Origin of the sequence: Streptomyces sp. F001 (assembly GCF_004187715.1) — a bacterium.
In the GTDB taxonomy this organism is placed as follows: Bacteria; Actinomycetota; Actinomycetes; order Streptomycetales; family Streptomycetaceae; genus Streptomyces; species Streptomyces flavusporus.
Genome location: NZ_QZWF01000008.1, coordinates 196857 through 217281 on the forward strand (window position 1 = coordinate 196857; position 20425 = coordinate 217281).

The following is a 20425-nucleotide window of genomic DNA, read 5'->3' on the forward strand; positions in this document are numbered from 1 at the left end:
CTGGGCGGCACGACTGCCCGCGGCATGACGGCGTGGTGCCGCCCGCGGACTGACGGCGTCGGCTACCCCATCTCCCAGATCAGCAGTTCCGCCTCCGTCGTCCCCACCCCCTCCACGTCCTTGGCGTCCGTGATGCGGGCCGCGTCGCCCGGGCCCAACGGCTCGGCGTTCAGGGTTACTTCGCCGTGGACCACGTGGACGTACACGTGCCGGCCGTCGGGGATCGCCGTCCGCTCCCCCGCCGTCAGGCGGCGGACGTGGAGTATTGCGCCCGCCTCCGGGACCGCGTAGGGCGTGGCGTCGGCGATGCCGTGGACGATCTCGTAGGACGGGTCGCCGCCGGGGGTCAGCGGGGCCAGCCACATCTGGACGAAGGTCAGCGGGTGGCCGGCGTCGTTGCGTTCGACGTGGCGGACGCCGGACGCCGAGCTGAGCCGCTGGACGTCCCCGGCGCGCACGACCGTCTCGTGGCCCGCGGAGTCGCGGTGGGTCAGCTCGCCCTCGGCGACCCAGGTGACGATCTCGGTGTGGCTGTGCGGGTGCTCGTCGAAGCCGGCGCCGGGGGCGAGCCGCTCCTCGTTGCAGGCGATCAGCGCGCCGAAGCGGAGGTTGTCGGGGTCGTAGTGGGGGCCGAAGGAGAAGGCGTGCCGGGACACGATGCCGGTCTGCGGGTCGCCGCCGGGATAGCGCTCTTCGGCGCGCCGTACGTCCATCACGGACACCACCGTAGACCTCACCTGAGACCCGGCGGAGCGCACTCGCGTACCGATAAGGCAGTCTTGTCCCCGTGCCCGAACCCGAAGCCCGTCACCCCGACGCCCCTGTACCCGGCGTGCATGCGCACGCCGCGACCCTGAAGCGGCTGGAGATGTCCTCCGGAAGTCTCGCTGCCCAGGCCATCGCGCGGATGGACGAGACGCTGCCGTGGTACCGGGCCATGCCCCCGGAGAACCGTTCCTGGATCGGGCTGGTCGCGCAGGCCGGTATCGCCGCGTTCACCGAGTGGTTCCGGCACCCGGATGCCCCGCAGGCCATCTCCACCGATGTCTTCGGGACCGCGCCACGCGAGCTGACCAGGGCCATCACGCTGCGGCAGACCGTCGAGATGGTGCGCACCACGATCGAGGTGATGGAGAGCGCGATCGACGAGGTCGCCGCTCCCGGCGACGAGCACGTCCTGCGTGAGGCGCTGCTGGTGTACGCGCGTGAGATCGCGTTCGCGACCGCGCAGGTGTACGCGCAGGCCGCCGAGGCGCGCGGTGCCTGGGACGCCCGGCTGGAGTCACTGGTCGTGAACGCGGTGCTGAGCGGCGAGGCCGACGAGGGCGCCGTGTCGCGGGCGGCCGCGCTGGGCTGGAACTCACCCGAGCATGTGTGCGTGGTGCTGGGAACCGCGCCCGACGGTGACTCCGAGCTGACGGTGGAGGCGATCCGGCGGGCGGCGCGGCACGCCAAGCTCCAGGTGCTGACGGGCGTGCTCGGGGACCGGCTGGTCGTGATCGCGGGCGGCAGTGACAATCCGCTCGCTGTCGCGAAGTCGCTCATCGGGCCCTTCGCCGCAGGTCCCGTCGTCGCGGGGCCGATCGTGACCGATCTGCTGGCCGCGACCCGGTCCGCGCAGGCCGCCGCCGCGGGGCTCAAGGCGTGTTTGGCCTGGCAGGATGCGCCACGGCCGGTTCTGGCGGACGACCTGCTTCCGGAACGCGCGATCGCCGGTGACCCGAGCGCGCGCGAGCAGCTGGTGGAGGAGATCTACAGACCGCTGGAGGAAGCCGGTTCGGCGCTCCTGGAGACCCTCAGCGTCTATCTGGAGCAGGCGAGCAGCCTCGAAGGAGCGGCCCGGATGCTGTTCGTGCATCCCAACACCGTGCGCTACCGGCTTCGACGTGTGACTGACGTCACCGGTTGGTCGCCATCCGATGTACGTTCCGCGTTCACGTTGCGCATCGCACTGATCCTGGGGCGTCTGGCGGATGGAGATCTCCAGCCCTAGCCTTTTGTCGGGGGCCCACAAAACCCCTTCGTGTTCTTCGTCCTTGTCCCCACGGGCGGCCATGGCCGTCCCCAAGAGAGAGTGTGAGAGTGCTCGTACTCGTCGCTCCCGGCCAAGGCGCCCAGACGCCCGGCTTCCTGACTCCCTGGCTCGAACTGCCCGGTGCCGCCGACCGCGTCGCCGCCTGGTCGGACACCATCGGACTGGACCTCGCCCACTACGGCACGAAGGCCGACGCGGACGAGATCCGCGACACCGCCGTGGCGCAGCCGCTGCTCGTCGCCGCCGGAATTCTCTCGGCCACGGCACTGGGTGCCTACCCGTTCGCCGCCGATGCGGCGGTCACCCCGGGCGCGGTCGCCGGCCACAGCGTCGGTGAGATCACCGCCGCCGCGTTCGCGGGCGTCCTCGACGACACCGCCGCTCTGACGCTCGTACGCAAGCGGGGCCTGGCCATGGCCGACGCCGCCGCGATCACCGAGACCGGGATGTCGGCGCTGCTCGGCGGCGACCCCGAGGTGTCCGTCGCGCACCTGGAGAAGCTGGGCCTGACCCCGGCGAACGTCAACGGCGCCGGGCAGATCGTGGCCGCGGGCACCCTGGAGCAGCTCGCCGCGCTGAACGAGGACAAGCCCGAGGGTGTCCGCAAGGTGGTCCCGCTGAAGGTGGCCGGCGCGTTCCACACCCACCACATGGCGCCCGCGGTCGACACGCTGGCCGAGGCCGCCAAGGCGCTCACGCCCGCCGACCCGAAGGTCACATACGTCTCGAACAAGGACGGCCGGACGGTCGCCTCCGGCGCCGAGGTCGTCGAGCGGCTGGTCGGCCAGGTCGCCAACCCGGTGCGCTGGGACCGGTGCATGGAGACCTTCCAGGAGCTCGGCGTCACCGCCCTGCTCGAGGTGTGCCCCGGTGGCACGCTGACCGGTCTCGCCAAGCGGGCCCTGCCCGGCGTCAAGACGCTGGCCCTGAAGACCCCCGACGACCTCGACGCGGCCCGCGAGCTCGTCGCAGAGCACGCCTGAGCCCCTGAAGGAGCCCGACCGAATGCCGAAGATCAAGCCCAGCAAGGGCGCCCCGTACGCGCGCATCCTCGGCGTGGGCGGGTACCGGCCCACCCGAGTCGTGCCGAACGAGGTGATCCTCGAGAAGATCGACTCCTCCGACGAGTGGATCCGTTCGCGCTCCGGCATCGAGACGCGGCACTGGGCGAACGCCGAGGAGACCGTCGCCGCGATGTCGGTCGAGGCGTCCGGCAAGGCGATCGCCGACGCCGGTGTCTCCGCCGAGCAGATCGGCGCCGTGATCGTCTCGACCGTCACCCACTTCAAGCAGACCCCGGCCGTGGCCACCGAGATCGCCGACAAGCTCGGCACGGCCAAGGCCGCCGCGTTCGACATCTCGGCCGGCTGCGCGGGCTTCGGCTACGGCCTGACCCTCGCCAAGGGCATGATCGTCGAGGGCTCCGCCGAGTACGTCCTCGTCATCGGCGTGGAGCGGCTGAGCGACCTGACCGACCTGGAGGACCGGGCGACGGCCTTCCTGTTCGGCGACGGTGCGGGCGCGGTCGTCGTGGGCCCGGCCACCGAGCCCGGGATCGGCCCGACCGTCTGGGGCTCGGAGGGCGACAAGTCCGAGACCATCAAGCAGACCGTGCCCTGGACCGACTACCGCGAGGGCGAGGTCGAGCGGTTTCCTGCGATCACGCAGGAGGGCCAGGCGGTGTTCCGCTGGGCCGTGTTCGAGATGGCGAAGGTCGCCAAGGAGGCCCTGGAAGTCGCCGGACTTTCGCCGGACGAACTGGACGTCTTCATCCCGCACCAGGCCAACGAGCGGATCATCGACTCGATGGTGAAGACGCTGAAGCTGCCGGAGAGCGTCACGGTCGCCCGTGACGTGCGCACCACCGGCAACACCTCGGCCGCCTCGATTCCGCTCGCGATGGAGCGGCTCCTGGCGACCGGCGAGGCGAAGAGCGGCGACACCGCGCTCGTCATCGGATTCGGGGCGGGTCTCGCTTACGCCGCCACGGTCGTTACCCTCCCCTAGGCACTCCGTGCCGGATCGTGCTGATCCGGTGCGGGCACCGCAAGCACCTGCCGCTCACGCGGTGGGCGCCACACCCTCTGGAACATCTACGAAGGAGCGCCTGACATGGCCGCCACTCAGGAAGAGATCGTCGCCGGTCTCGCGGAGATCGTGAACGAGATCGCCGGCATCCCGGTTGAGGACGTCCAGCTGGACAAGTCCTTCACCGACGACCTGGACGTCGACTCGCTGTCCATGGTCGAGGTCGTCGTCGCCGCCGAAGAGCGCTTCGACGTCAAGATCCCGGACGACGACGTCAAGAACCTCAAGACCGTGGGCGACGCGACCAACTACATCCTCAAGCACCAGGCCTGAGACACCCCTTAGGCCGGGAGCTGCCGGCCCCGCCACCCGGCGGTGGCGCCGCTGAATCCTCGTATCCGTTGGAGAAAGAATTCCCGTGAGCCCGACCAATCGCACTGTGGTCGTCACCGGTATCGGCGCAACCACACCGCTGGGTGGCGACGCAGCCTCTACTTGGGAGGGCCTGGTCGCCGGACGTTCCGGCGTCAAGGCCCTGGAGCAGGACTGGGCCGCCGACCAGGCGGTCCGTATCGCCGCGCCGGTCGCGGTGGAACCGACCGAGACCATCCCCCGGCCGCAGGCCCGCCGCCTGGACCGCTCGGCGCAGTTCGCGCTGATCGCCGCTCAGGAAGCCTGGGCCGACGCCGGTTTCACCGCAAAGGCCGGTGAGGACACGGCCGTCGACCCGGACCGGCTCGGTGCGGTCATCGCGTCCGGCATCGGCGGTGTCACGACCCTGCTCGACCAGTACGACGTGCTCAAGGAGAAGGGCGTCCGCCGCGTCTCCCCGCACACCGTCCCCATGCTGATGCCGAACAGCCCGTCCGCGAACGTGGGTCTGGCCGTGGGCGCCCGGGCGGGCGTGCACACGCCGGTCTCCGCGTGCGCGTCGGGCGCCGAGGCCATCGGCTACGCCATCGAGATGATCCGCTCCGGCCGCGCCGACATCGTCGTCGCGGGTGGCACGGAGGCGGCGATCCACCCGCTGCCCATCGCCGCCTTCGGCAACATGATGGCGATGTCCAAGAACAACGAGAACCCGCAGGGCGCCTCGCGCCCGTACGACGTGGCCCGTGACGGCTTCGTCCTCGGTGAGGGCGCCGGCGTGGTCGTCCTGGAGTCCGCCGAGCACGCCGCGAAGCGCGGTGCGCGCGTCTACGCGGAGGCGGTCGGGCAGGGCATCTCCGCCGACAGTCACGACATCGTGCAGCCCGAGCCGGAGGGGCGCGGTATCGCGCACGCCCTGCAGAACCTGCTCGACCGGACCGACCTCGACCCGGTCGAGATCATGCACGTCAACGCGCACGCGACGTCGACGCCGGCCGGTGACATCGCCGAGCTGAAGGCGCTGCGGAAGGTGTTCGGTGACGACGCCGACCACATCGCGGTGTCCGCGACGAAGTCGATGACCGGGCATCTGCTGGGTGGTGCGGGCGGGGTCGAGACCGTTGCGACCGTGCTCGCTCTGTACCACCGGGTTGCTCCGCCGACCATCAACGTGGAGAACATCGACCCGGAGGCCGAGGCCAACGCCGACGTGGTCCGCGGTGAGGCACGCAAGCTGCCCGTCGAGGGCCGTATCGCCGCGCTGAACGACTCGTTCGGGTTCGGCGGGCACAACGTGGTACTGGCGTTCCGGACGGTCTGACGGCCTGCCCCACACGTACGAAGGGCCCCCACCGGCCGGTGGGGGCCCTTCGTACGTGTGGGGCAGGGAATCACACCACCTGATGCAGCCAGCGGACCGGCGCTCCCTCGCCTGCATACCGGAACGGCTCCAGCTCGTCGTCCCACGGCTTTCCGAGGAGCCTGGACAGCTCGGCCTCCAGATCCGTCTCCCCTCGCTGACTGCGGAGCAGCGCCGCGCGCAGGCGGTCCTCGGGGATCAGGATGTCGCCGTGGATGCCGGTGACGGCGTGGAAGATGCCGAGGTCGGGGGTGCAGCTGTAGCGCTCGCCCTCGGCGGTCGGGCAGGGCTCGGCGGTGACCTCGAAGCGGAGGAGATGCCAGCCCCGTAGCGCGGAGGCGAGTTTGGAGGCCGTGCCGGCCTCGCCCTGCCAGGAGAACTCCGAGCGCCAGGTGCCGGGCGCGGCGGGCTGCCGGATCCAGTCGAGGTTGACGCGTGTGCCGAGCACCCCGGCGACGGCCCACTCGACATGCGGGCACAGCGCGCGCGGCGCGGAGTGCACGTACAGAACTCCACGTGTCGTCACCGGGACCTCCGGGCAGAGCGGGCATGGTGCGTTCGGGCGGGGAGGTGGCTGTCAGCCACGTTGATGGCGAGGCTACCGTGCGGCGGCGCAAGGAGTGTGACGTACCGTCGGTCCAGGTGCCGGGAAACTCCCGCCATTCACCCGGCAGGACGCTTGTACGGCCGTGCGCCGTTGCCCGCCGCGCGGCCGGGAACTCTTGCGCGTTGTTATGGAGGGAGACCGTCGCGCGGTCTTGAGGACGACCGTCGCACACCGGCGCACGAGGACCGAGGGGATCAGCAGCGTATGCGGAAGACCGGAGAACGCTCGCGGGCCTGGCTTGCCGTGCTCACCGCGGCCCTCCTCTGTGTCACCGGATGCGATGCGGTGGGGGGCGACTCGTCGGGCCCGGCGGGTACCGGTGCGCAGCGGGCGAAGCCGAGTCCGACGCCGGCCTGGGACCGCAGCCCCCGTTCGATCGCCGCGATCGGCGACTCGATCACCCGCGGTTTCGATGCCTGCGAGGTCCTGTCGGACTGTCCGGAGGCCTCCTGGGCGACCGGCAGCAGCCCCGACGTCGACAGTCTCGCCGTACGGCTGCTGGGGGGTGCGCGGGCCGCCACGCACAGCTGGAACTACGCCGTGACGGGGGCGCGGATGGCGGACCTGCCCGGGCAGATGGCGCGGGCGGTGACCCGCGAGCCGGAGTTGGTGACGGTGATGGCCGGGGCGAACGACGCCTGTCGGGCCTCGACGGCGAAGATGACGCCGGTGGCCGACTTCCGCGCCGACTTCGAGGACGCGCTGCACACCCTGCGCGAGGCCCTGCCCAAGGCGCAGGTGTATGTGGCGAGCGTGCCGGACCTGAAGCGTCTGTGGTCCGAGGGGCGTACCAATCCGCTGGGCAAGCAGGTGTGGAAGCTGGGCATCTGCCCGTCGATGCTGGGCGACGCGGACGCGCTGGACGCGGCGGCGAACCAGCGGCGCGAGACGGTGCAGCAGCGGGTGGAGGACTACAACGGCGTGCTGGAGGAGGTGTGCGCGCAGGACGAGCGGTGCCGCTTCGACGGCGGCGCGGTGTACGAGTACCGCTTCGGCACGGCGCAGTTGAGCCACTGGGACTGGTTCCATCCGAGCAAGAACGGGCAGGCGCGGCTGGCGGAGATCGCGTACCGGAAGGTCACCGGTAAGGAGGCGTGACCTAGGGTTTCGCTCATGAGCGAACACTTCGGCACACTTTCCGACGGCACCCCCATCGAGCGCTGGACCCTGGAACGGGCGGGCGTGCGGGTGCGGATCCTGTCGTACGGCGGAATCGTGCAGTCGGTGCAGGTGCCGGACCGGCAGGGGCAGGCCGCGGACGTGGTGCTGGGCTTCGCGGACCTGGACGGGTACGTCGAACATCCGGGGCCCTACTTCGGCGCCCTGGTGGGCCGGTACGCCAACCGGATCGCGGGCGGCCGCTTCCCGCTGGACGGACGGACGTACGAGCTCGCGCGGAACAACGGGCCGAACTCGCTGCACGGCGGCGAGCGCGGCTTCGACAAGCGGGTGTGGGAGGTGACGCCGGTCGAGCACGGCGTACGGCTCAGCCGGGTCAGCCCGCACGGCGAGGAGGGCTTCCCGGGCCGGCTGGAGGTGTCGGCGACGTACCGTCTCGACGCGACGGGCGCGCTGCGGATCTCCTACGAGGCGGTCACGGACGCGCCGACCGTGGTGAACCTGACGAACCACTCGTACTGGAACCTGAGCGGTTCCGGCACCGCGGGCGGCCATGCGCTGCGGATCGCCGCAGGGCGGTACACGCCGGTCGACGCGGACCTGATCCCGGCCGGCATCGCCTCCGTCGAGGGCACCCGCTTCGACTTCCGCACGCAGCGCAAGGCCGGCGCCGGCTACGACCACAACTTCGTGCTCGACAAGGGGGTGACCGGGACGCCGGAGGAGGTGGCCGAGCTGTACGACCCGGCGTCCGGGCGGGTCCTGACCGTGTCGACCACGGAGCCCGGCCTCCAGCTGTACACCGCCGACCACCTGGGCGAGCCCTTCGCCCCCGGCGACGGCATCGCCCTGGAGACGCAGGCCTTCCCGGACTCCCCGAACCGGCCGGAGTTCCCGAGCACGGTGCTGCGGCCGGGCGAGGTGTACCGGTCGGAGACGGTGTACGGCTTCTCGAACCGTTAGGTCCGGCACCACGAGCCCCGGCCCGGGTGTCAGGTCCCGGACCGGGGCTGCTCGTGGGTTGCCCCGCCTCAGACGTTAATCGCCGCGGTGAGGCGGCGGTCCGTGATCGAGTGGCCGACCTGGATTTCGTACGAACCCTTCACAAACGACCATGACGCGCTCATCTCGTCCCAGATCTCGAACGCGCGGCGCGGGAGCTCCACGATGACCTCGACGCGCTCGCCGGGCGCGGCCTCCACCCCGGCGAAGCCGGCCAGCCGGCGCGCGGGGCGCTCGGGGTCGGGCTCGCTCGGCGCCAGATACACCTGGACGACCTCGCGGCCCGGGCGCTCGCCGGAGTTGCGCAGGCGGACCCGGACACTGCTGCCCTCGACCTCGACGGACTCGTAGGTCCAGTCGGTGTAGCCGAGGCCGTGGCCGAAGGGGTACGCCGGGGTGCGGCCGTGCTTGTCCCAGGCGCGGTGGCCGATGAACACGTCCTCGGTGTACGGGAGTTCGCCGTCCGTCGGGACGACCTGGGTGACCGGGGCGTCCGCCAGGGAGCCCCATGTGGTCGGCAGGCGCCCGCCGGGCTCGTACGCGCCGGTCAGCACGTCTGCCAGTGCCGCACCGCCCTCCTGTCCCGGGAACCAGGTCAGCAGCACGGCCGCGACCTCCTCGCGCCAGGGCAGTTCCACCGGGGAGCCGGCGTTGACGACCACGACGGTGTGGGGATTGGCGGCGGCGACGGCGCGGACCAGGTCGTCCTGGCGGCCGGGGAGCCTGAGGTCGATGCGGTCGAAGCCCTCGGACTCGACGCGCTCGGTGGTGGCGACCACGACGACGGCCGTGTCGGCGTCGCGCGCGGCCTCGACGGCCTCGGCGATCAGTTCGCCGGCGTCGCGCTGCGGCTCCTGGTGGGCGAGGGCGAAGCTGACCCCTCCCATGGCGAGGTCCTCGGGGAGGTCGATGACGTGGGTGAGGGAGACGTCGACGGGTTCGCCCGCGGTGAGTTCGGGCCGGGCGCGGGGCACCGGGGCGCCGAAGAAGGCCTGGAAGGGGTCGTCGCCGGCGGGGCGCTGGACGTCGTCGTAGTGGGTCGTGCCGTCGATGGTGAGAGTGAAGGCGCCCAGGCCCTTGACGCCGAAGGTGTGCGGGCCGGTCTCGCGCGGGGTGAAGGTGCCGGTCAGTTCGACGGTGTGCAGGCGGTCGTGGGTGACGCCGTCGGGGAGGTCGTCGCCGATCCACTGGATCTGGCCGTTGGGCACTTGGGCGGTGCCGATGACGTTGCCGTCGGCGTCGCGGCAGACGGCACGCAGCTCGAAGCCCTGGTCGGCGACGGCCAGTTCGGTGTTCGGGTCGGCGCCGACGGTGTAGGTGAGGGCGCCGTCGGGGAGGGCGGCGGTGAGGCCCTCGAGCGGGGAGACGACGTGCGCCGGGAAGACGGTGGCGGAGCCGCCGCCGAGGACGCGGGCGTCGCGGGCGGCGGAGCCGATCAACGCGACCTTGCCCGGCCTGAGCGGAAGGGCGTCGTTCTCGTTGCGCACCAGGACGAAGGAGCGGCGGGCGATCTCCTGGGCCAGTGCCTCGCCGTCGACGGGCTCCGGCAGCTCGGTGACGGCCGGTTCGGCGCCCTCGAGGATGCCGACGCGGGCGGCCAGGCGCAGGACGTTGCGGACGGCCTCGTCGACCTCGGCCTCGGCGACCTCGCCGCTGCGTACGGCTCGGGCGAGGGCGGCGCCGTACACGGTCTGCGGGCCGGGCATGGCGACGTCGAGGCCGCCCTCGATGCAGGCGGTGGTGGTGCGGGCGGCGGTCCAGTCGGAGACATTGAAGCCGTCGAAGCCCCATTCGCCGCGCAGGACCTCGTTGACCAGGTGGTGGTGCTCGGTCATCGTCGTGCCGTTGACCGAGTTGTAGGCCGTCATGATGCCCCAGGGGTGCGCGTTCTCGACGATCGCCTCGAAGGGGGCGAGGTACAGCTCGCGCAGGGCGCGTTGGCCGACCTTGTTGTTCACCGTGAAGCGATCGGTCTCGGCGTCGTTGGCGACGAAGTGCTTGACGGTGGTGCCGACGCCGCCGGACTGGACGCCGGTCACATAGCCGGCGCCGATCCGCCCGGTCAGGTACGGGTCCTCGCTGTAGGCCTCGAAGTGGCGGCCGCCGAGCGGGGAGCGGTGCATGTTCACCGTGGGGGCGAGCAGGACGTGGACGCCCTTGCGGCGGGCCTCCTGGGCGAGGAGGATGCCGGCGCGCCGGGCGAGGTCGGGGTCCCAGGTGGCGGCCAGGGCGGTGGGTGAGGGCAGGGCGACGGAGGGGTCGTCGGCACTCCAGCGCACCCCGCGTACGCCGATCGGCCCGTCGGACATGACGAGGGACTTCAGGCCGATGGCGGGCAGGGCGGGCAGGGTCCAGGCGTCCTGCCCGGACAGCAGCCGGGTCTTGTCGTCCAGGTCGAGTGCGCCGAGGGCCGCTTCGACGGCGGCCTCGCGGGCCTGGTCGGCGAGCGTGCGGTGGGCCGGGGTCTCCGCCATGGCGGTGCCTCCTCGCGTTGGGTCCGTGCGGCTTCTCCATCCTGCATCGCCTACCTGTAGACCAGTAGGTTTCGTTATCTTTCCGTTATATCAAGTGGGTGGCGATGTCGTACGGTGACGCCATGAGCGCAAGGGTCAGGAGCGAGGAACGACGGGCCGAGATCGTGCGGGCCGCCCTGGAGGTGATCGCCGAGCGCGGTTACCGGGGCGCGAGCCTGGCCGCGGTGGCGGAGCGGGTGGGCCTGACCCAGCAGGGGCTGCTGCACTACTTCCCGACCAAGAACGCCCTGCTGGTCGCCGTGCTCGAGGAGCGGGACCAGTGGGACGCCGTCCCGGACACCACCTGGCGGGCCGACCTGCTGGCCTCGCTCGTCGAGTACAACGCGATGCGGCCCGGCATCGTCCAGACCTTCTCGGCGCTGCTCGGCGAGAGCGTCACGGAGGGGCATCCGGCGCGCGCCTACTTCACCGAGCGCTACAGGCGGGTGCGCGAGTCCATGTCGTGCATTCTGCGCACCGAGTACGGCGACCGCCTGCCGAACGGCCTCACCCCCGAACGCACCGCTCCCCTGCTGGTCGCGGTGATGGACGGCCTGCAGTACCAGTGGCTCCTGGACCCGGAGTCGGTGGACATGCCGGGCGCGTTCCGGGACTTCCTCACGTTGCTGGGCGAGCGCTGACAGCCGCAACTCCCCTCCCCCACGCACACCATGGCGTAGACCACTTCCGTCGCGCGATACTTCCGCCGTCCGGCACCCGCACCCCACTGCGACGGAAGGGCCCGAAACCCCTTGAATTCCATACGTGTTCACATCGGCGTACTCGGCTTTGCCTTGCTGGCCGGCCTCACGGCTCCCGCCCCGGCCTCCGCCTCTGCCTCCGTCGACTCAGGGACGGTCACGGCGACGGTCGAGGAGCAGCGGCTGGACCGGGCCGTGCCGCAGGAGATCCTGAAGCGATCCGGATTCGACGGCGTGGCACCGGAGTTGGCCGAGGCGCTGAGCCGGGCACGCTCGTACGCACAGGCCCGCGGGATCGTCGTACGTGAGGGAGCGGAGCTGTGGCAGCGGGCCGTCGACCGGGCGCAGGGCCGGGGGCCGGCCGACGGGGACCTCAGCCGGGACGACGACCGGCCGCTGTACTGGGCTCGGCTGGGGATGACGCGTGAAGTGCGGGGCTGGGAGCCGGGTTTCGGGCTCACCGACCACCAACGTGCAGCCCTGCTCGACGCGTTGGAGCGCACCTCGCGCGGTCAGACCGACATCCTCCCCCACGGCAAGGGTGTACGGCGCATCGTGGTCACCGGGTTCGATCCGTTCACACTGGACCGGGACGTGCGAATCTCCAATCCGTCCGGGGCGACCGCGCTCGCGCTCGACGGCACGGTGATCGACACGGCGGACGGCCCGGCCCGGGTGGAGACCGCCGTGTTCCCGGTGCGCTGGCAGGACTTCGCGGCCGGGACGGTGGAGCGGACGCTGCGGCCGTATCTGCCGAGGGCCGACCTGTTCGCGACCGTGAGCCAGGGGCGCGTCGGGCGGTTCGACATCGAGCGCACCAACGGGGCCTGGCGGGGCGGATTCCCGGACAACGAGAACATCGGCCGGACGGAGACCGTCCCCGTCACCGATCCGGCCACGCAGCCGCAGTGGACGTCGACCACGCTGCCGTACGAGGAGATCGTGGCCGCGGACACCGGCCGCTTCCCGGTGTACGACAACACGAGCGTGACCGAGATCCCGGCGGGCGGCACCGAGCCCGTCGTCCGGCCGGACGGGCCGACCCCGGGGTCGGTGGCGCGGGCCGGCGGCGGTGGGAACTACCTCTCCAACGAGATCGCCTACCGGGCGACGCTGCTACGGGACCGGCTGGGCCTGCACGACACACTGCCGGGCGGGCATGTGCACACGCCGGTGCTGCAGTTCGGGGCGGGCAACACCGATCCGGCGACGGGGGCGGTGACCGACCCGGAGTTCGTACAGAACCGGCTGGACATCATCGCGCAGGTCCGGGCGATCGTGGTGGCCGCGGCGTCCGCTTGAGGTTCGCGTGTCACTGACCGGCGTCGGCTCGCGACGCCGGTTCGTCCTCGGTCTCCTCCACGATCTCCTCGCCCCGCAGCTCCCGTGCGAGCAGTGTCGCGCCCGCAACCGCCCCCGGCATCAGGAAGACGGCGACGAACGGGACCAGGAAGGCAAGACCGAGCGGGGTGCCGAAGCCCCAGATCAGGGACTTGCGGGAGCGGAGGAGGGCGAGGCGGTCGCGGAGGACGACGCCGCGGCGTTGGAGGGCGACGGAGGTGAGTTCCTCGGTGAGGAAGAAGCCGGTGACGAAGAAGCCGATCACCGGGACGACCGTCTGGCCGATCACCGGGACGAAGCCGAGGGCGAACAGCAGCACGCCCCACAGGACGGCCCGGACGACGATACGGAGGCTGTCCCGGGCCGAGATCCACAGTTCCTTGTACAGGGGCAGGCCGGACTCGGGGGCGGTGCCGTCCGGGGAGACGTCACGGTCGACCGACTCGGAGAGGCTCTCGTAGAAGGGCTGCCCGACGAGCAACGTGACCGCGGTGAAGGTGAGGACCGCGAGCAGCAGGGACAGGGCGAACAGAACGGCCGTGAGGAAGCCGCGGAAGAGGCCCGGCCAGGGGCTCGACCAGTCGTCGGCGAACGGGGTCGCCCAGGCGACGAAGTCCTCGCCCCACAGCGCCAGTGCCACCAGGGCCGCCGCGTACAGGACCAGTGTGATCAGGCCGGGGAGCAGCCCGAAGCCGTACTGCTTGCCGTGCCGGGCCACCCATCGCTGGCCCTTCAGGAGATAGCGGAAACCCACCCCAAGATCGCGCATGGGGGAACTCTAGCCGGTGGTTTCCGGCCGCCCGGGACCCGGCCGCGTCGTCCCGCAGGCGGGTGGTTCCCCATCACCCGGGACCCGACCGCCGTCATCCCGCAGGCGGATGGTTCCCCATCGCCCGGGACCCGGTGGCCATCATCCCGCAGCCGGGTGGTTTCCGGCCGTCGGGGTCCCAACTGCCCTCGTCACACAGCCGCCACACTCACCACAACCCCCGGCTCCGCCGCCGGCGACACCGCCGCCGAGACGTGTACCGCCACCGCCCGGGCGATCCGGCCCGCGTGGGCCGCCCCGGCCAGCAGCAGTGGCTGTAACTGCTCCAGCCCGGCGACCAGCAGCTCCTCCCCGGCGACGACAACCGGCCGTACTGCCTTGGCTGTCGCGGCGGCTCCCTCCGTCAGGTCGGCGAGGGGCGGCACCGCGGCCCGTACGACGCCCGCCCCCGCCATGGCCGCGCGTTCCGCCAACGCCACCTGGAGCGGCATCACGGGAGCCACGGCCGCCGTCAACGCGTCGGCGGCGCGGCGGAGTTCGGGTGAGGAGTCGCGCAGGACCTCCGCGGCTGCCCGGATCACCGGCGTGAGCACGAGCAGGACCCCGGCCGCGACGCCGGCCGTGGCGGGCAGCAGCGGTGACATCGCGTCCGTCAGTTCCTCGACCGCCGCCGCGAGCTCCTCCACCGCCGGCTGCACCGCGTCGAGGACGGGCAGCAGGCTGTCCCCGAGCGCCACCAGCAGCGCCTGCGCCGGCTCGCTCACGGGATGGGCGGCGAGCGGCATTCCGCTCGTGCCGAGCCGGGTCAGCGTGTCAACCATCCGGGAGAACGCCTCCTGGGCCTGCGGAGACGCGCTCGCCTCGGCCAGCTCCGCGGTGGTCTCGCGCAGCACCCGTAGCATTTCGGAGCCCGAACCGTCCCGCGGGTCAAGCGTGTTGATCGCGATCCGGGTGATGTTCTGGGCTGTGTCCAGGAGTTGGCCGGTGATGTCGGTGGTGCTGCGGGCCATCCGCAGGACATCCTCCCTGCTGGGGAGCGACGGGATCGTTGCCACGGGTCCTCCTCGTCTCGAGTGCGCGCCACTGCCGAGCCCACTCAGCATGCCCCTTGTGAGCCGACCGCCATGCGCCATCCGGGGCAACGCCGGGCGTCGGCGACACCAAGACCCTCTTGGTGCGGTTGAGTCGAACAGGTACACCTCGCCGTACCGATCTCAGGAAGCCGAGGAGGTACGCGTGCGCACCACGAGAACCGCCCCAGCGAGACCCGTCCTGACCGCCGCCCTCATCGCGGGATCACTCCGGCTCACCGGGGGAGAATTCCCTCAGGTCGGACGGGCATTGTTCACCATGGCGACCATGTAGACCACGGCACACGCGAGCAGCGCTACGGCCGAGGAGGCAGAGGAGATCGGATGACGCAGCAGATCCACGGGACCGTCGCCGAGGGCTTCGAGGAGGTGCGCGAGGAGTTCGCCGCGTTCGTGGCGGCGGAACGGCCGGACTACGAGGGGCAGTTGTGCGCCTACGTCCATGGGCGGCGGGTCGTCGACCTGTGGGCGGGGCCGGACGACGTCTCGGCCGACTCGCTCTACGGCGTCTTCTCCTCCACCAAGGGCGCGGCGCACCTCGTCGTCGCGCTCCTCGTCCAGGACGGCACGCTCGAGCTGGACCGCAAGGTGACGTACTACTGGCCGGAGTTCGCCGCCGAGGGCAAGGGCGCGCTGACCCTGCGTGAGCTGGTCACGCACCGGGCGGGCCTGATCGGACTGGACGCCGGGTTCACCGAGGAGGAGCTGGCGGACGACCGGCTGATCTCCGAACGGCTCGCGGACCAGCGGCCGTTCTGGCGGCCCGGCACGGCCTTCGGCTACCACGCGCTGGTCATCGGGGCGCTCGCCGGTGAGGTGGTACGGCGCGCGACCGGCCGTACGCTCCAGGAGGTGTACGAGGAGCGAGTGCGGGCCCCCTACGGGCTGGCCTTCCACCTGGGCCTGCCCGCCGCCGAGGAGCCCCGCTTCCGGTCCGTGCAGCCGATGGCCCCGACGGCCGAGCAGCAGGCCGTACTGGACGCCCAGCCGACCGGGCCGCACACGCTCTCCTCGATCGCGTTCAACATGCATGTGCCCGGCACGGGCGGTCTGGAGGACCACGCCAACTCCCGCACCGTACGCGCCAAGGGCCCGGCGTCGGCGGGCGGCGTGGCGTCCGCGCGCGGGCTCGCCGGGATGTACGCGGCGGCGATCAGCGAGGTGGACGGCCGGCCGCCGCTGCTGAAGCCGGACACCGTCGCCGAGGTCGGGCAGATCCACTCGGTCGGCTACGACCTGGTGGCCCGCGCCCACAAGGCGTACGGGCTGGGCTTCCAGGCGACGGCGGAGAACTGGTACCCGTTCCTGGGCGCCGGGGCCTTCGGGCACAGCGGCGCGGGCGGCTCGCAGGCCTTCGCCGACCCGCGCAGCGGGCTGGCGTACGGCTACACGCGGCGCCGGTGTGCCTTCCCGGGCGGGGCGGCGCCGGAGAACGTGGGGTTCGTGCGGGCGGTGCACAGCGCTGCTCTGTGAGCGGGCGAGGTGCGTGGGTGAAGGCCGCACCCCACGTCCAAGGGCGCGGCCTTCGTCGTACGCAACGAGCGCCGTCGGACGAGCGTCACGGTGACCGCTGATCGTGTGATCAGAGCTTGACGATCATCTTGCCGGTGTTGTCGCCGCGCAGGACGCCGAGGAAGGCCTCCAGGTTGTTCTCGATGCCCTCGACGACGGTCTCGCGGTACTTCAGGGCACCCGAGGCGACCCAGGGGCCGACCTCCTGCACGAACTGCGGCTGGAGGTCGTAGTGGTCGCCGACCAGGAAGCCCTCCATGCGGCCGCGGGTCTGGATGAGGCGGGCGAGGTTCCTCGGGCCGGGGGCGGGCTCGGTGTTGTTGTAGACGGAGATCATGCCGCAGACGGCGATCCGGCCACCCTGGTTGAGGGACCCGATGGCGGCCTCCAGGTGATCACCACCGACGTTGTCGAAGTAGACGTCGATGCCGTCGGGCGCGGCGTCGCGGAGCTGCTCGCTCACCGACCCGTTCTTGTAGTTGAAGGCGGCGTCGAACCCGTACTCCTCGACGAGCAGCTTGACCTTCTCGTCGGATCCGGCGGACCCGATGACCTTGGACGCCCCCTTCAGCTTGGCGATCTGCCCGACCTGGCTGCCGACAGCTCCCGCCGCGCCGGAGACGAACACGACGTCGCCCTCCTTGAAGGCGGCGGTGCGCAGCAGACCGGCGTAGGCGGTCAGGCCGGTCATACCGAGCACGCCGAGGTACGTCGACAGCGGCGCGGCGTCCGGGTCCACCTTGACGGCGTTCTTGGCGTCCACGGCGGCGTACTCGCGCCAGCCGAAGAAGTGCAGCACATGGTCGCCGACGGCGATGCCCTCGGCGTTCGAGGCGACGACCTCGCCGACCGCGCCGCCCTGCATGACCTTGCCGAGCTCGAAGGGGGCGACGTACGACTTGGCGGCACTCATACGGCCGCGCATGTACGGGTCCACGGAGAGGTACAGGTTCCTGACCAGCACCTGGCCCTCACCCGGCGTGGGCATGGGCGCCTCGACCAGGGCGAAGTCCTCGGGCTTGGGCCAGCCGACCGGGCGGCTGAGCAGGTGCCATTCGCGGTTGACGGCGGGGAGTGCGGGGGTGTCGGCCATGAGGGCGCCTTTCCTGCGGGCCACATGCGGGTGCGGCGGGCGGAGCAAATACTTCAGAACCTGAAACAACAATGCTCTGGAATATTTCAGGATGTCAAGTAACCGAGTACCCTGGAGAGCATGGCCGTACCGCAGACCACCCGCCCCGATGAACTGACCATGGAGGTCGTCGACCTGATCGGCTCGGTCGTGGCCCTCTACCACGAGGAGTACGAGGAGGCCGCCGGCGAGCACGCACTGACCGGCGCACAGGCCAAGCTGCTGAGCCTGCTGTCGCTCGAGCCGCTGCCGATGCGGAAACTCGCCCACAAGCTGAAGTGCGAGCCCTCCAACGTCACGGGCATCGTGGACCGCCTGGAGGCCCGGGGCCTGGTGGAACGCCGCCCGGACCCGGCCGACCGCCGGGTGAAGCTGGCGGTGGCGACGGACGAGGGGCGGCGGGTGGCGCGCAGTCTGCGGGAGTCACTGCGGTTCGCGCGGGAGCCGCTGGCGGGGCTGAGCGAGGAGGAGCGGCTTACCTTGCGGGATCTGCTGCGGCGAATGCTGGGGGCGGGCTCCCGCAACGGATAACCACGCCCTTTCATGACACCGCCATGTCTGCCTTTCCGCGGGCCAAGCGCGGTTTGCTGGTCCGGTGAAGTGCGTGGGTGTCTGTGGTTGTGCGGGTTGTTGCCGTCAGCTACTGCCGTCAGCCGGTTCAGCCCAGGTACGGCTTCTCGCGCTGTTCCAGGAAGTGCTGGAGCCTGAGCCGTTGGGTGTGGTGCATCGGCAGCTGCTCAATCTCTTCCGGCGGTACGAACCGGAGCTCGGTGGACTCGTCGGAGATTGCCAGCTTGCTGCCGGTGATGCGGGCGGTGAAGCAGACGTTGAACTGGCGCCGGACCTCGCCGTCCGTGTAGGCGATGATGTGTTTCGGGTCGGTATAGGTGCCGACCAGGCCGGTGATCTCGACGTCGAGGCCGGTCTCCTCCTTGACTTCGCGGACGACCGTGCCGGGCAGGGAGTCGGTGAGGTCCATGCCGCCGCCGGGCAGTGCCCACAGGTCGTTGTCGCGTCGGCGCTGGAGGAGGATGCGCCCGCGGTCGTCGGTGACGACGGCGGAGGCGGCGACGACCATGCTGTTCGGCTTGGGCGCGCTGGGGTCGTCGTAGTACTCAGTGCGGGCCACGGTCAGCCTTCCTCTCATACGGGGGTCGCCGTCGCCCACACGACGTCGAAGCTGTCGGCGTAGGTACCGGAAGGGCTTCCGCCTGAAACTTTTAAGGCGTCATCTCATGTGGTGGGGGTAGGGATCCGGGATCGTTCAGCTACTCCGCGACGCTCGCGATGAACGTGTGGATCTCGGCAGTGAGGTTGCGCATGCCCTCTCCCGCCACGTGCACCGTGGTGGTCTCGAACTGCCATTCCTCCGAGGGTGCCCGGTCGCGGATCCCCCAGGTCAGTCGGACGTGGCCACCAGGGTGGTGTTCCGCTGAGAGAGTCAGGTCGTAGCAGAGGGAGTGCCACGTGCGCGCTCCTTCCCAGCCCCGGAAGTCTTCGGCAAGTGAGGCGAGGAAGGTGTCGAGACCGTCGCCGTCCCAGGTCACCACCGAGGTCTCGACACTTCCCCAGGGTCCGCGGGCCCTGATGAGGAAGTCGAGTGTTGGTTCGTCCTCGTACCGCCGGGTCGGCTCCGAGAGCAGTAGGCACGCGGGCCCGGAGTCCCCCACCTGGACCATAGGGCGGCCGGAATCGTCGTAGTCGATCACGCGGTCAGGTTAGAAGACCGGGCTGGGCAGCCGTCGCGCTCCCAGCTGGGGCCGGCATCGGACGTAGCCGCTTTGAGGCATGATCGCCAGCTATGGCTGTGGATCTTGAGCGTGATCTCGTTCCTGACGGGCTGTGGGAGATTGCGGCGCCGCTGATACCGCCGTTCAAGCCACGTCGACAGGGCGGTGGAACGGCTCCGGTGGCGGACCGGAAAGTGTTCTGCGCGATCGTGTACGCGCTGACCACATCGTGTGCTTGGCGTCGCTTGCCGCCCTGCTTCGGCGTGAGTCCGGCCACTGCGCACCGCCGGTTTGCTGCCTGGACAAGGGCTGGCTTGTGGCGGCGCCTCCACAACGAAGTCCTTGACCGGCTGGGTGCCGCAGGGGTGATCGACTGGTCCGCTACTCTGGTCGACTCTGCCTCGGTCCGGGCGAAAAGGGGGGCCAGCTCGTAGGGCCGAATCCGGTCGACCAGGGCAAACCCGGCGCAAAGATCCACATCCTGACTGACGCCCAGGGCCTACCGTTGGTCACCGCGGTCTCTGCCACGAACACCCACGACAGCCTTGCTCTCAAGCCTTTGGTCATGGCTCTCCCCGCCGTGCGCTCGCGGCGCGGACCCCGACGCCGCAGACCCGCCAAACTCCGCGCAGACAAAGGGTACGACTACCCGGAGATCCGCCACTGGTTGCGGAACCGGAACATCACACCCAAGATCGCGCGACGTGGCGTCGAGTCGAGCGAACGCCTGGGCCGTTACCGCTGGAAAGTCGAACGCAGTATGTGCGCCACGAGGCGCTCGTGCGCCGTGAGGCGCGGTGAATCGAAGGAGGTGCAAGACCTCCTCGCCAGGCTGTCGCAGCAGCCTGGTGGGAGCTGAGCGCAGTCCGACCCGGGAGGCGCCGGGGAGGGCGGGAAGCAGCGCTGACAAAGCCGGGACTGCCCGGAACTACCAGACGGGCCGGGTCCGGCGAGCGAGATCAGAGGGGCGTACGAGAGGAACAGTGTAAAGCTCCGTAAGCGTGGCACCGGCTCAAATCTGGTGGATATGGGCCGGGTTGCAGTGCACAGTCCGTTCGCTGAACGGACTGACTCCGTAACCGACTTGGCGTGTCGGTGGGGAGGCCACGGTGAAAG

19 protein-coding genes are annotated in these 20425 nt (G+C 70.8%); 11 read left to right on the forward strand and 8 right to left on the reverse strand.

What is annotated here, in order from left to right:
* Positions 1-62: 62 nt before the first annotated feature.
* Complete coding sequence (locus tag StrepF001_RS27300) at positions 63-713, reverse strand: pirin family protein (RefSeq protein WP_129800964.1); 651 nt, start codon at positions 711-713, stop codon at positions 63-65.
* 74 nt (positions 714-787) lie between these two features.
* On the opposite strand from StrepF001_RS27300, the gene fasR reads away from it, so the two are divergent.
* From fasR to StrepF001_RS27325, 5 genes are all read left to right on the forward strand, one after another.
* Complete coding sequence (fasR, locus tag StrepF001_RS27305) at positions 788-1993, forward strand: fatty acid biosynthesis transcriptional regulator FasR (RefSeq protein WP_129800873.1); 1206 nt, start codon at positions 788-790, stop codon at positions 1991-1993.
* Positions 1994-2082: 89 nt separating this feature from the next.
* Positions 2083-3018, forward strand: coding sequence for an ACP S-malonyltransferase (locus StrepF001_RS27310; RefSeq protein WP_129800874.1), 936 nt, complete (start codon positions 2083-2085; stop codon positions 3016-3018).
* Positions 3019-3040: 22 nt separating this feature from the next.
* Entirely contained in the window at positions 3041-4042 is a 1002-nt protein-coding gene (locus StrepF001_RS27315) for a ketoacyl-ACP synthase III (RefSeq protein WP_129800875.1), read from the forward strand.
* A 105-nt stretch (positions 4043-4147) separates the two neighbouring features.
* Positions 4148-4396: an acyl carrier protein gene (locus StrepF001_RS27320; protein ID WP_129800876.1), complete on the forward strand. Its 249-nt coding sequence runs from the start codon at positions 4148-4150 to the stop codon at positions 4394-4396.
* Positions 4397-4481: 85 nt separating this feature from the next.
* Positions 4482-5753: a beta-ketoacyl-[acyl-carrier-protein] synthase family protein gene (locus tag StrepF001_RS27325; RefSeq protein WP_129800877.1), complete on the forward strand. Its 1272-nt coding sequence runs from the start codon at positions 4482-4484 to the stop codon at positions 5751-5753.
* Positions 5754-5823: 70 nt separating this feature from the next.
* Here the strand turns inward: StrepF001_RS27325 and StrepF001_RS27330 are convergent, their stop codons facing one another.
* Entirely contained in the window at positions 5824-6318 is a 495-nt protein-coding gene (locus StrepF001_RS27330) for a DUF3145 domain-containing protein (protein WP_129800878.1), read from the reverse strand.
* A 285-nt stretch (positions 6319-6603) separates the two neighbouring features.
* Here StrepF001_RS27330 and StrepF001_RS27335 point away from each other — a divergent pair, with 285 nt between their 5' ends.
* Together StrepF001_RS27335 and StrepF001_RS27340 are read left to right on the forward strand one after the other, a co-directional pair.
* The gene (locus StrepF001_RS27335) at positions 6604-7497 is read left to right on the forward strand and encodes an SGNH/GDSL hydrolase family protein (protein ID WP_129800879.1); all 894 of its coding nucleotides are present in this window, start codon (positions 6604-6606) and stop codon (positions 7495-7497) included.
* Positions 7498-7512: 15 nt separating this feature from the next.
* On the forward strand, positions 7513-8481 hold the full coding sequence (locus StrepF001_RS27340; protein WP_129800880.1) for an aldose epimerase family protein: 969 nt from the start codon (positions 7513-7515) through the stop codon (positions 8479-8481).
* Positions 8482-8549: 68 nt separating this feature from the next.
* On the opposite strand, the gene StrepF001_RS27345 is transcribed toward StrepF001_RS27340, so the two are convergent.
* Positions 8550-10994 carry a glycoside hydrolase family 3 C-terminal domain-containing protein gene (locus StrepF001_RS27345; RefSeq protein ID WP_129800881.1) on the reverse strand — a complete coding sequence of 815 codons (2445 nt, stop codon included), beginning with the start codon at positions 10992-10994 and terminating at the stop codon, positions 8550-8552.
* Positions 10995-11098: 104 nt separating this feature from the next.
* Here StrepF001_RS27345 and StrepF001_RS27350 point away from each other — a divergent pair, with 104 nt between their 5' ends.
* Both StrepF001_RS27350 and StrepF001_RS27355 read left to right on the forward strand, forming a co-directional pair.
* Positions 11099-11674, forward strand: coding sequence for a TetR/AcrR family transcriptional regulator (locus tag StrepF001_RS27350; RefSeq protein ID WP_129800965.1), 576 nt, complete (start codon positions 11099-11101; stop codon positions 11672-11674).
* A gap of 111 nt (positions 11675-11785) precedes the next feature.
* Positions 11786-13036 (forward strand): pyroglutamyl peptidase, encoded by a 1251-nt coding sequence (locus StrepF001_RS27355; protein WP_129800882.1) that lies wholly within the window; start codon positions 11786-11788, stop codon positions 13034-13036.
* A 10-nt stretch (positions 13037-13046) separates the two neighbouring features.
* On the opposite strand, the gene StrepF001_RS27360 is transcribed toward StrepF001_RS27355, so the two are convergent.
* Together StrepF001_RS27360 and StrepF001_RS27365 are read right to left on the reverse strand one after the other, a co-directional pair.
* Complete coding sequence (locus StrepF001_RS27360; protein WP_129800883.1) at positions 13047-13844, reverse strand: EI24 domain-containing protein; 798 nt, start codon at positions 13842-13844, stop codon at positions 13047-13049.
* Between the two features lie 191 nt (positions 13845-14035).
* Positions 14036-14899 carry a hypothetical protein gene (locus StrepF001_RS27365; RefSeq protein ID WP_129800884.1) on the reverse strand — a complete coding sequence of 288 codons (864 nt, stop codon included), beginning with the start codon at positions 14897-14899 and terminating at the stop codon, positions 14036-14038.
* A gap of 360 nt (positions 14900-15259) precedes the next feature.
* Between StrepF001_RS27365 and StrepF001_RS27370 the strand changes: the two genes are divergently transcribed.
* A complete protein-coding gene (locus StrepF001_RS27370) occupies positions 15260-16408 on the forward strand; it encodes a serine hydrolase domain-containing protein (protein ID WP_129800885.1) in 1149 nt (382 codons plus the stop codon).
* 109 nt (positions 16409-16517) lie between these two features.
* Here StrepF001_RS27370 and StrepF001_RS27375 read toward each other — a convergent pair whose 3' ends face one another.
* Positions 16518-17540 (reverse strand): NADP-dependent oxidoreductase, encoded by a 1023-nt coding sequence (locus StrepF001_RS27375; protein ID WP_129800886.1) that lies wholly within the window; start codon positions 17538-17540, stop codon positions 16518-16520.
* Positions 17541-17660: 120 nt separating this feature from the next.
* Between StrepF001_RS27375 and StrepF001_RS27380 the strand changes: the two genes are divergently transcribed.
* Positions 17661-18110: a MarR family transcriptional regulator gene (locus StrepF001_RS27380; RefSeq protein WP_129800887.1), complete on the forward strand. Its 450-nt coding sequence runs from the start codon at positions 17661-17663 to the stop codon at positions 18108-18110.
* A 127-nt stretch (positions 18111-18237) separates the two neighbouring features.
* Here the strand turns inward: StrepF001_RS27380 and StrepF001_RS27385 are convergent, their stop codons facing one another.
* Positions 18238-18708 (reverse strand): NUDIX domain-containing protein, encoded by a 471-nt coding sequence (locus StrepF001_RS27385; RefSeq protein ID WP_129800888.1) that lies wholly within the window; start codon positions 18706-18708, stop codon positions 18238-18240.
* Between the two features lie 139 nt (positions 18709-18847).
* A complete protein-coding gene (locus StrepF001_RS27390) occupies positions 18848-19258 on the reverse strand; it encodes a DUF6228 family protein (RefSeq protein ID WP_129800966.1) in 411 nt (136 codons plus the stop codon).
* Between the last annotated feature and the right edge of the window lie 1167 nt (positions 19259-20425).

What these genes read in the sequence shown, in the direction of transcription:
- StrepF001_RS27300 (WP_129800964.1), bottom strand. Translation starts at nt 713, where the DNA reads ATGGACGTACGGCGCGCCGAAGAGCGCTATCCCGGCGGCGACCCGCAG.
- StrepF001_RS27315 (WP_129800875.1), top strand. Translation starts at nt 3,041, where the DNA reads ATGCCGAAGATCAAGCCCAGCAAGGGCGCCCCGTACGCGCGCATCCTC.
- StrepF001_RS27320 (WP_129800876.1), top strand. Translation starts at nt 4,148, where the DNA reads ATGGCCGCCACTCAGGAAGAGATCGTCGCCGGTCTCGCGGAGATCGTG.
- StrepF001_RS27335 (WP_129800879.1), top strand. Translation starts at nt 6,604, where the DNA reads ATGCGGAAGACCGGAGAACGCTCGCGGGCCTGGCTTGCCGTGCTCACC.
- StrepF001_RS27340 (WP_129800880.1), top strand. Translation starts at nt 7,513, where the DNA reads ATGAGCGAACACTTCGGCACACTTTCCGACGGCACCCCCATCGAGCGC.
- StrepF001_RS27345 (WP_129800881.1), bottom strand. Translation starts at nt 10,994, where the DNA reads ATGGCGGAGACCCCGGCCCACCGCACGCTCGCCGACCAGGCCCGCGAG.
- StrepF001_RS27350 (WP_129800965.1), top strand. Translation starts at nt 11,099, where the DNA reads ATGTCGTACGGTGACGCCATGAGCGCAAGGGTCAGGAGCGAGGAACGA.
- StrepF001_RS27360 (WP_129800883.1), bottom strand. Translation starts at nt 13,844, where the DNA reads ATGCGCGATCTTGGGGTGGGTTTCCGCTATCTCCTGAAGGGCCAGCGA.
- StrepF001_RS27370 (WP_129800885.1), top strand. Translation starts at nt 15,260, where the DNA reads ATGACGCAGCAGATCCACGGGACCGTCGCCGAGGGCTTCGAGGAGGTG.
- StrepF001_RS27375 (WP_129800886.1), bottom strand. Translation starts at nt 17,540, where the DNA reads ATGGCCGACACCCCCGCACTCCCCGCCGTCAACCGCGAATGGCACCTG.
- StrepF001_RS27380 (WP_129800887.1), top strand. Translation starts at nt 17,661, where the DNA reads ATGGCCGTACCGCAGACCACCCGCCCCGATGAACTGACCATGGAGGTC.
- StrepF001_RS27390 (WP_129800966.1), bottom strand. Translation starts at nt 19,258, where the DNA reads ATGGTCCAGGTGGGGGACTCCGGGCCCGCGTGCCTACTGCTCTCGGAG.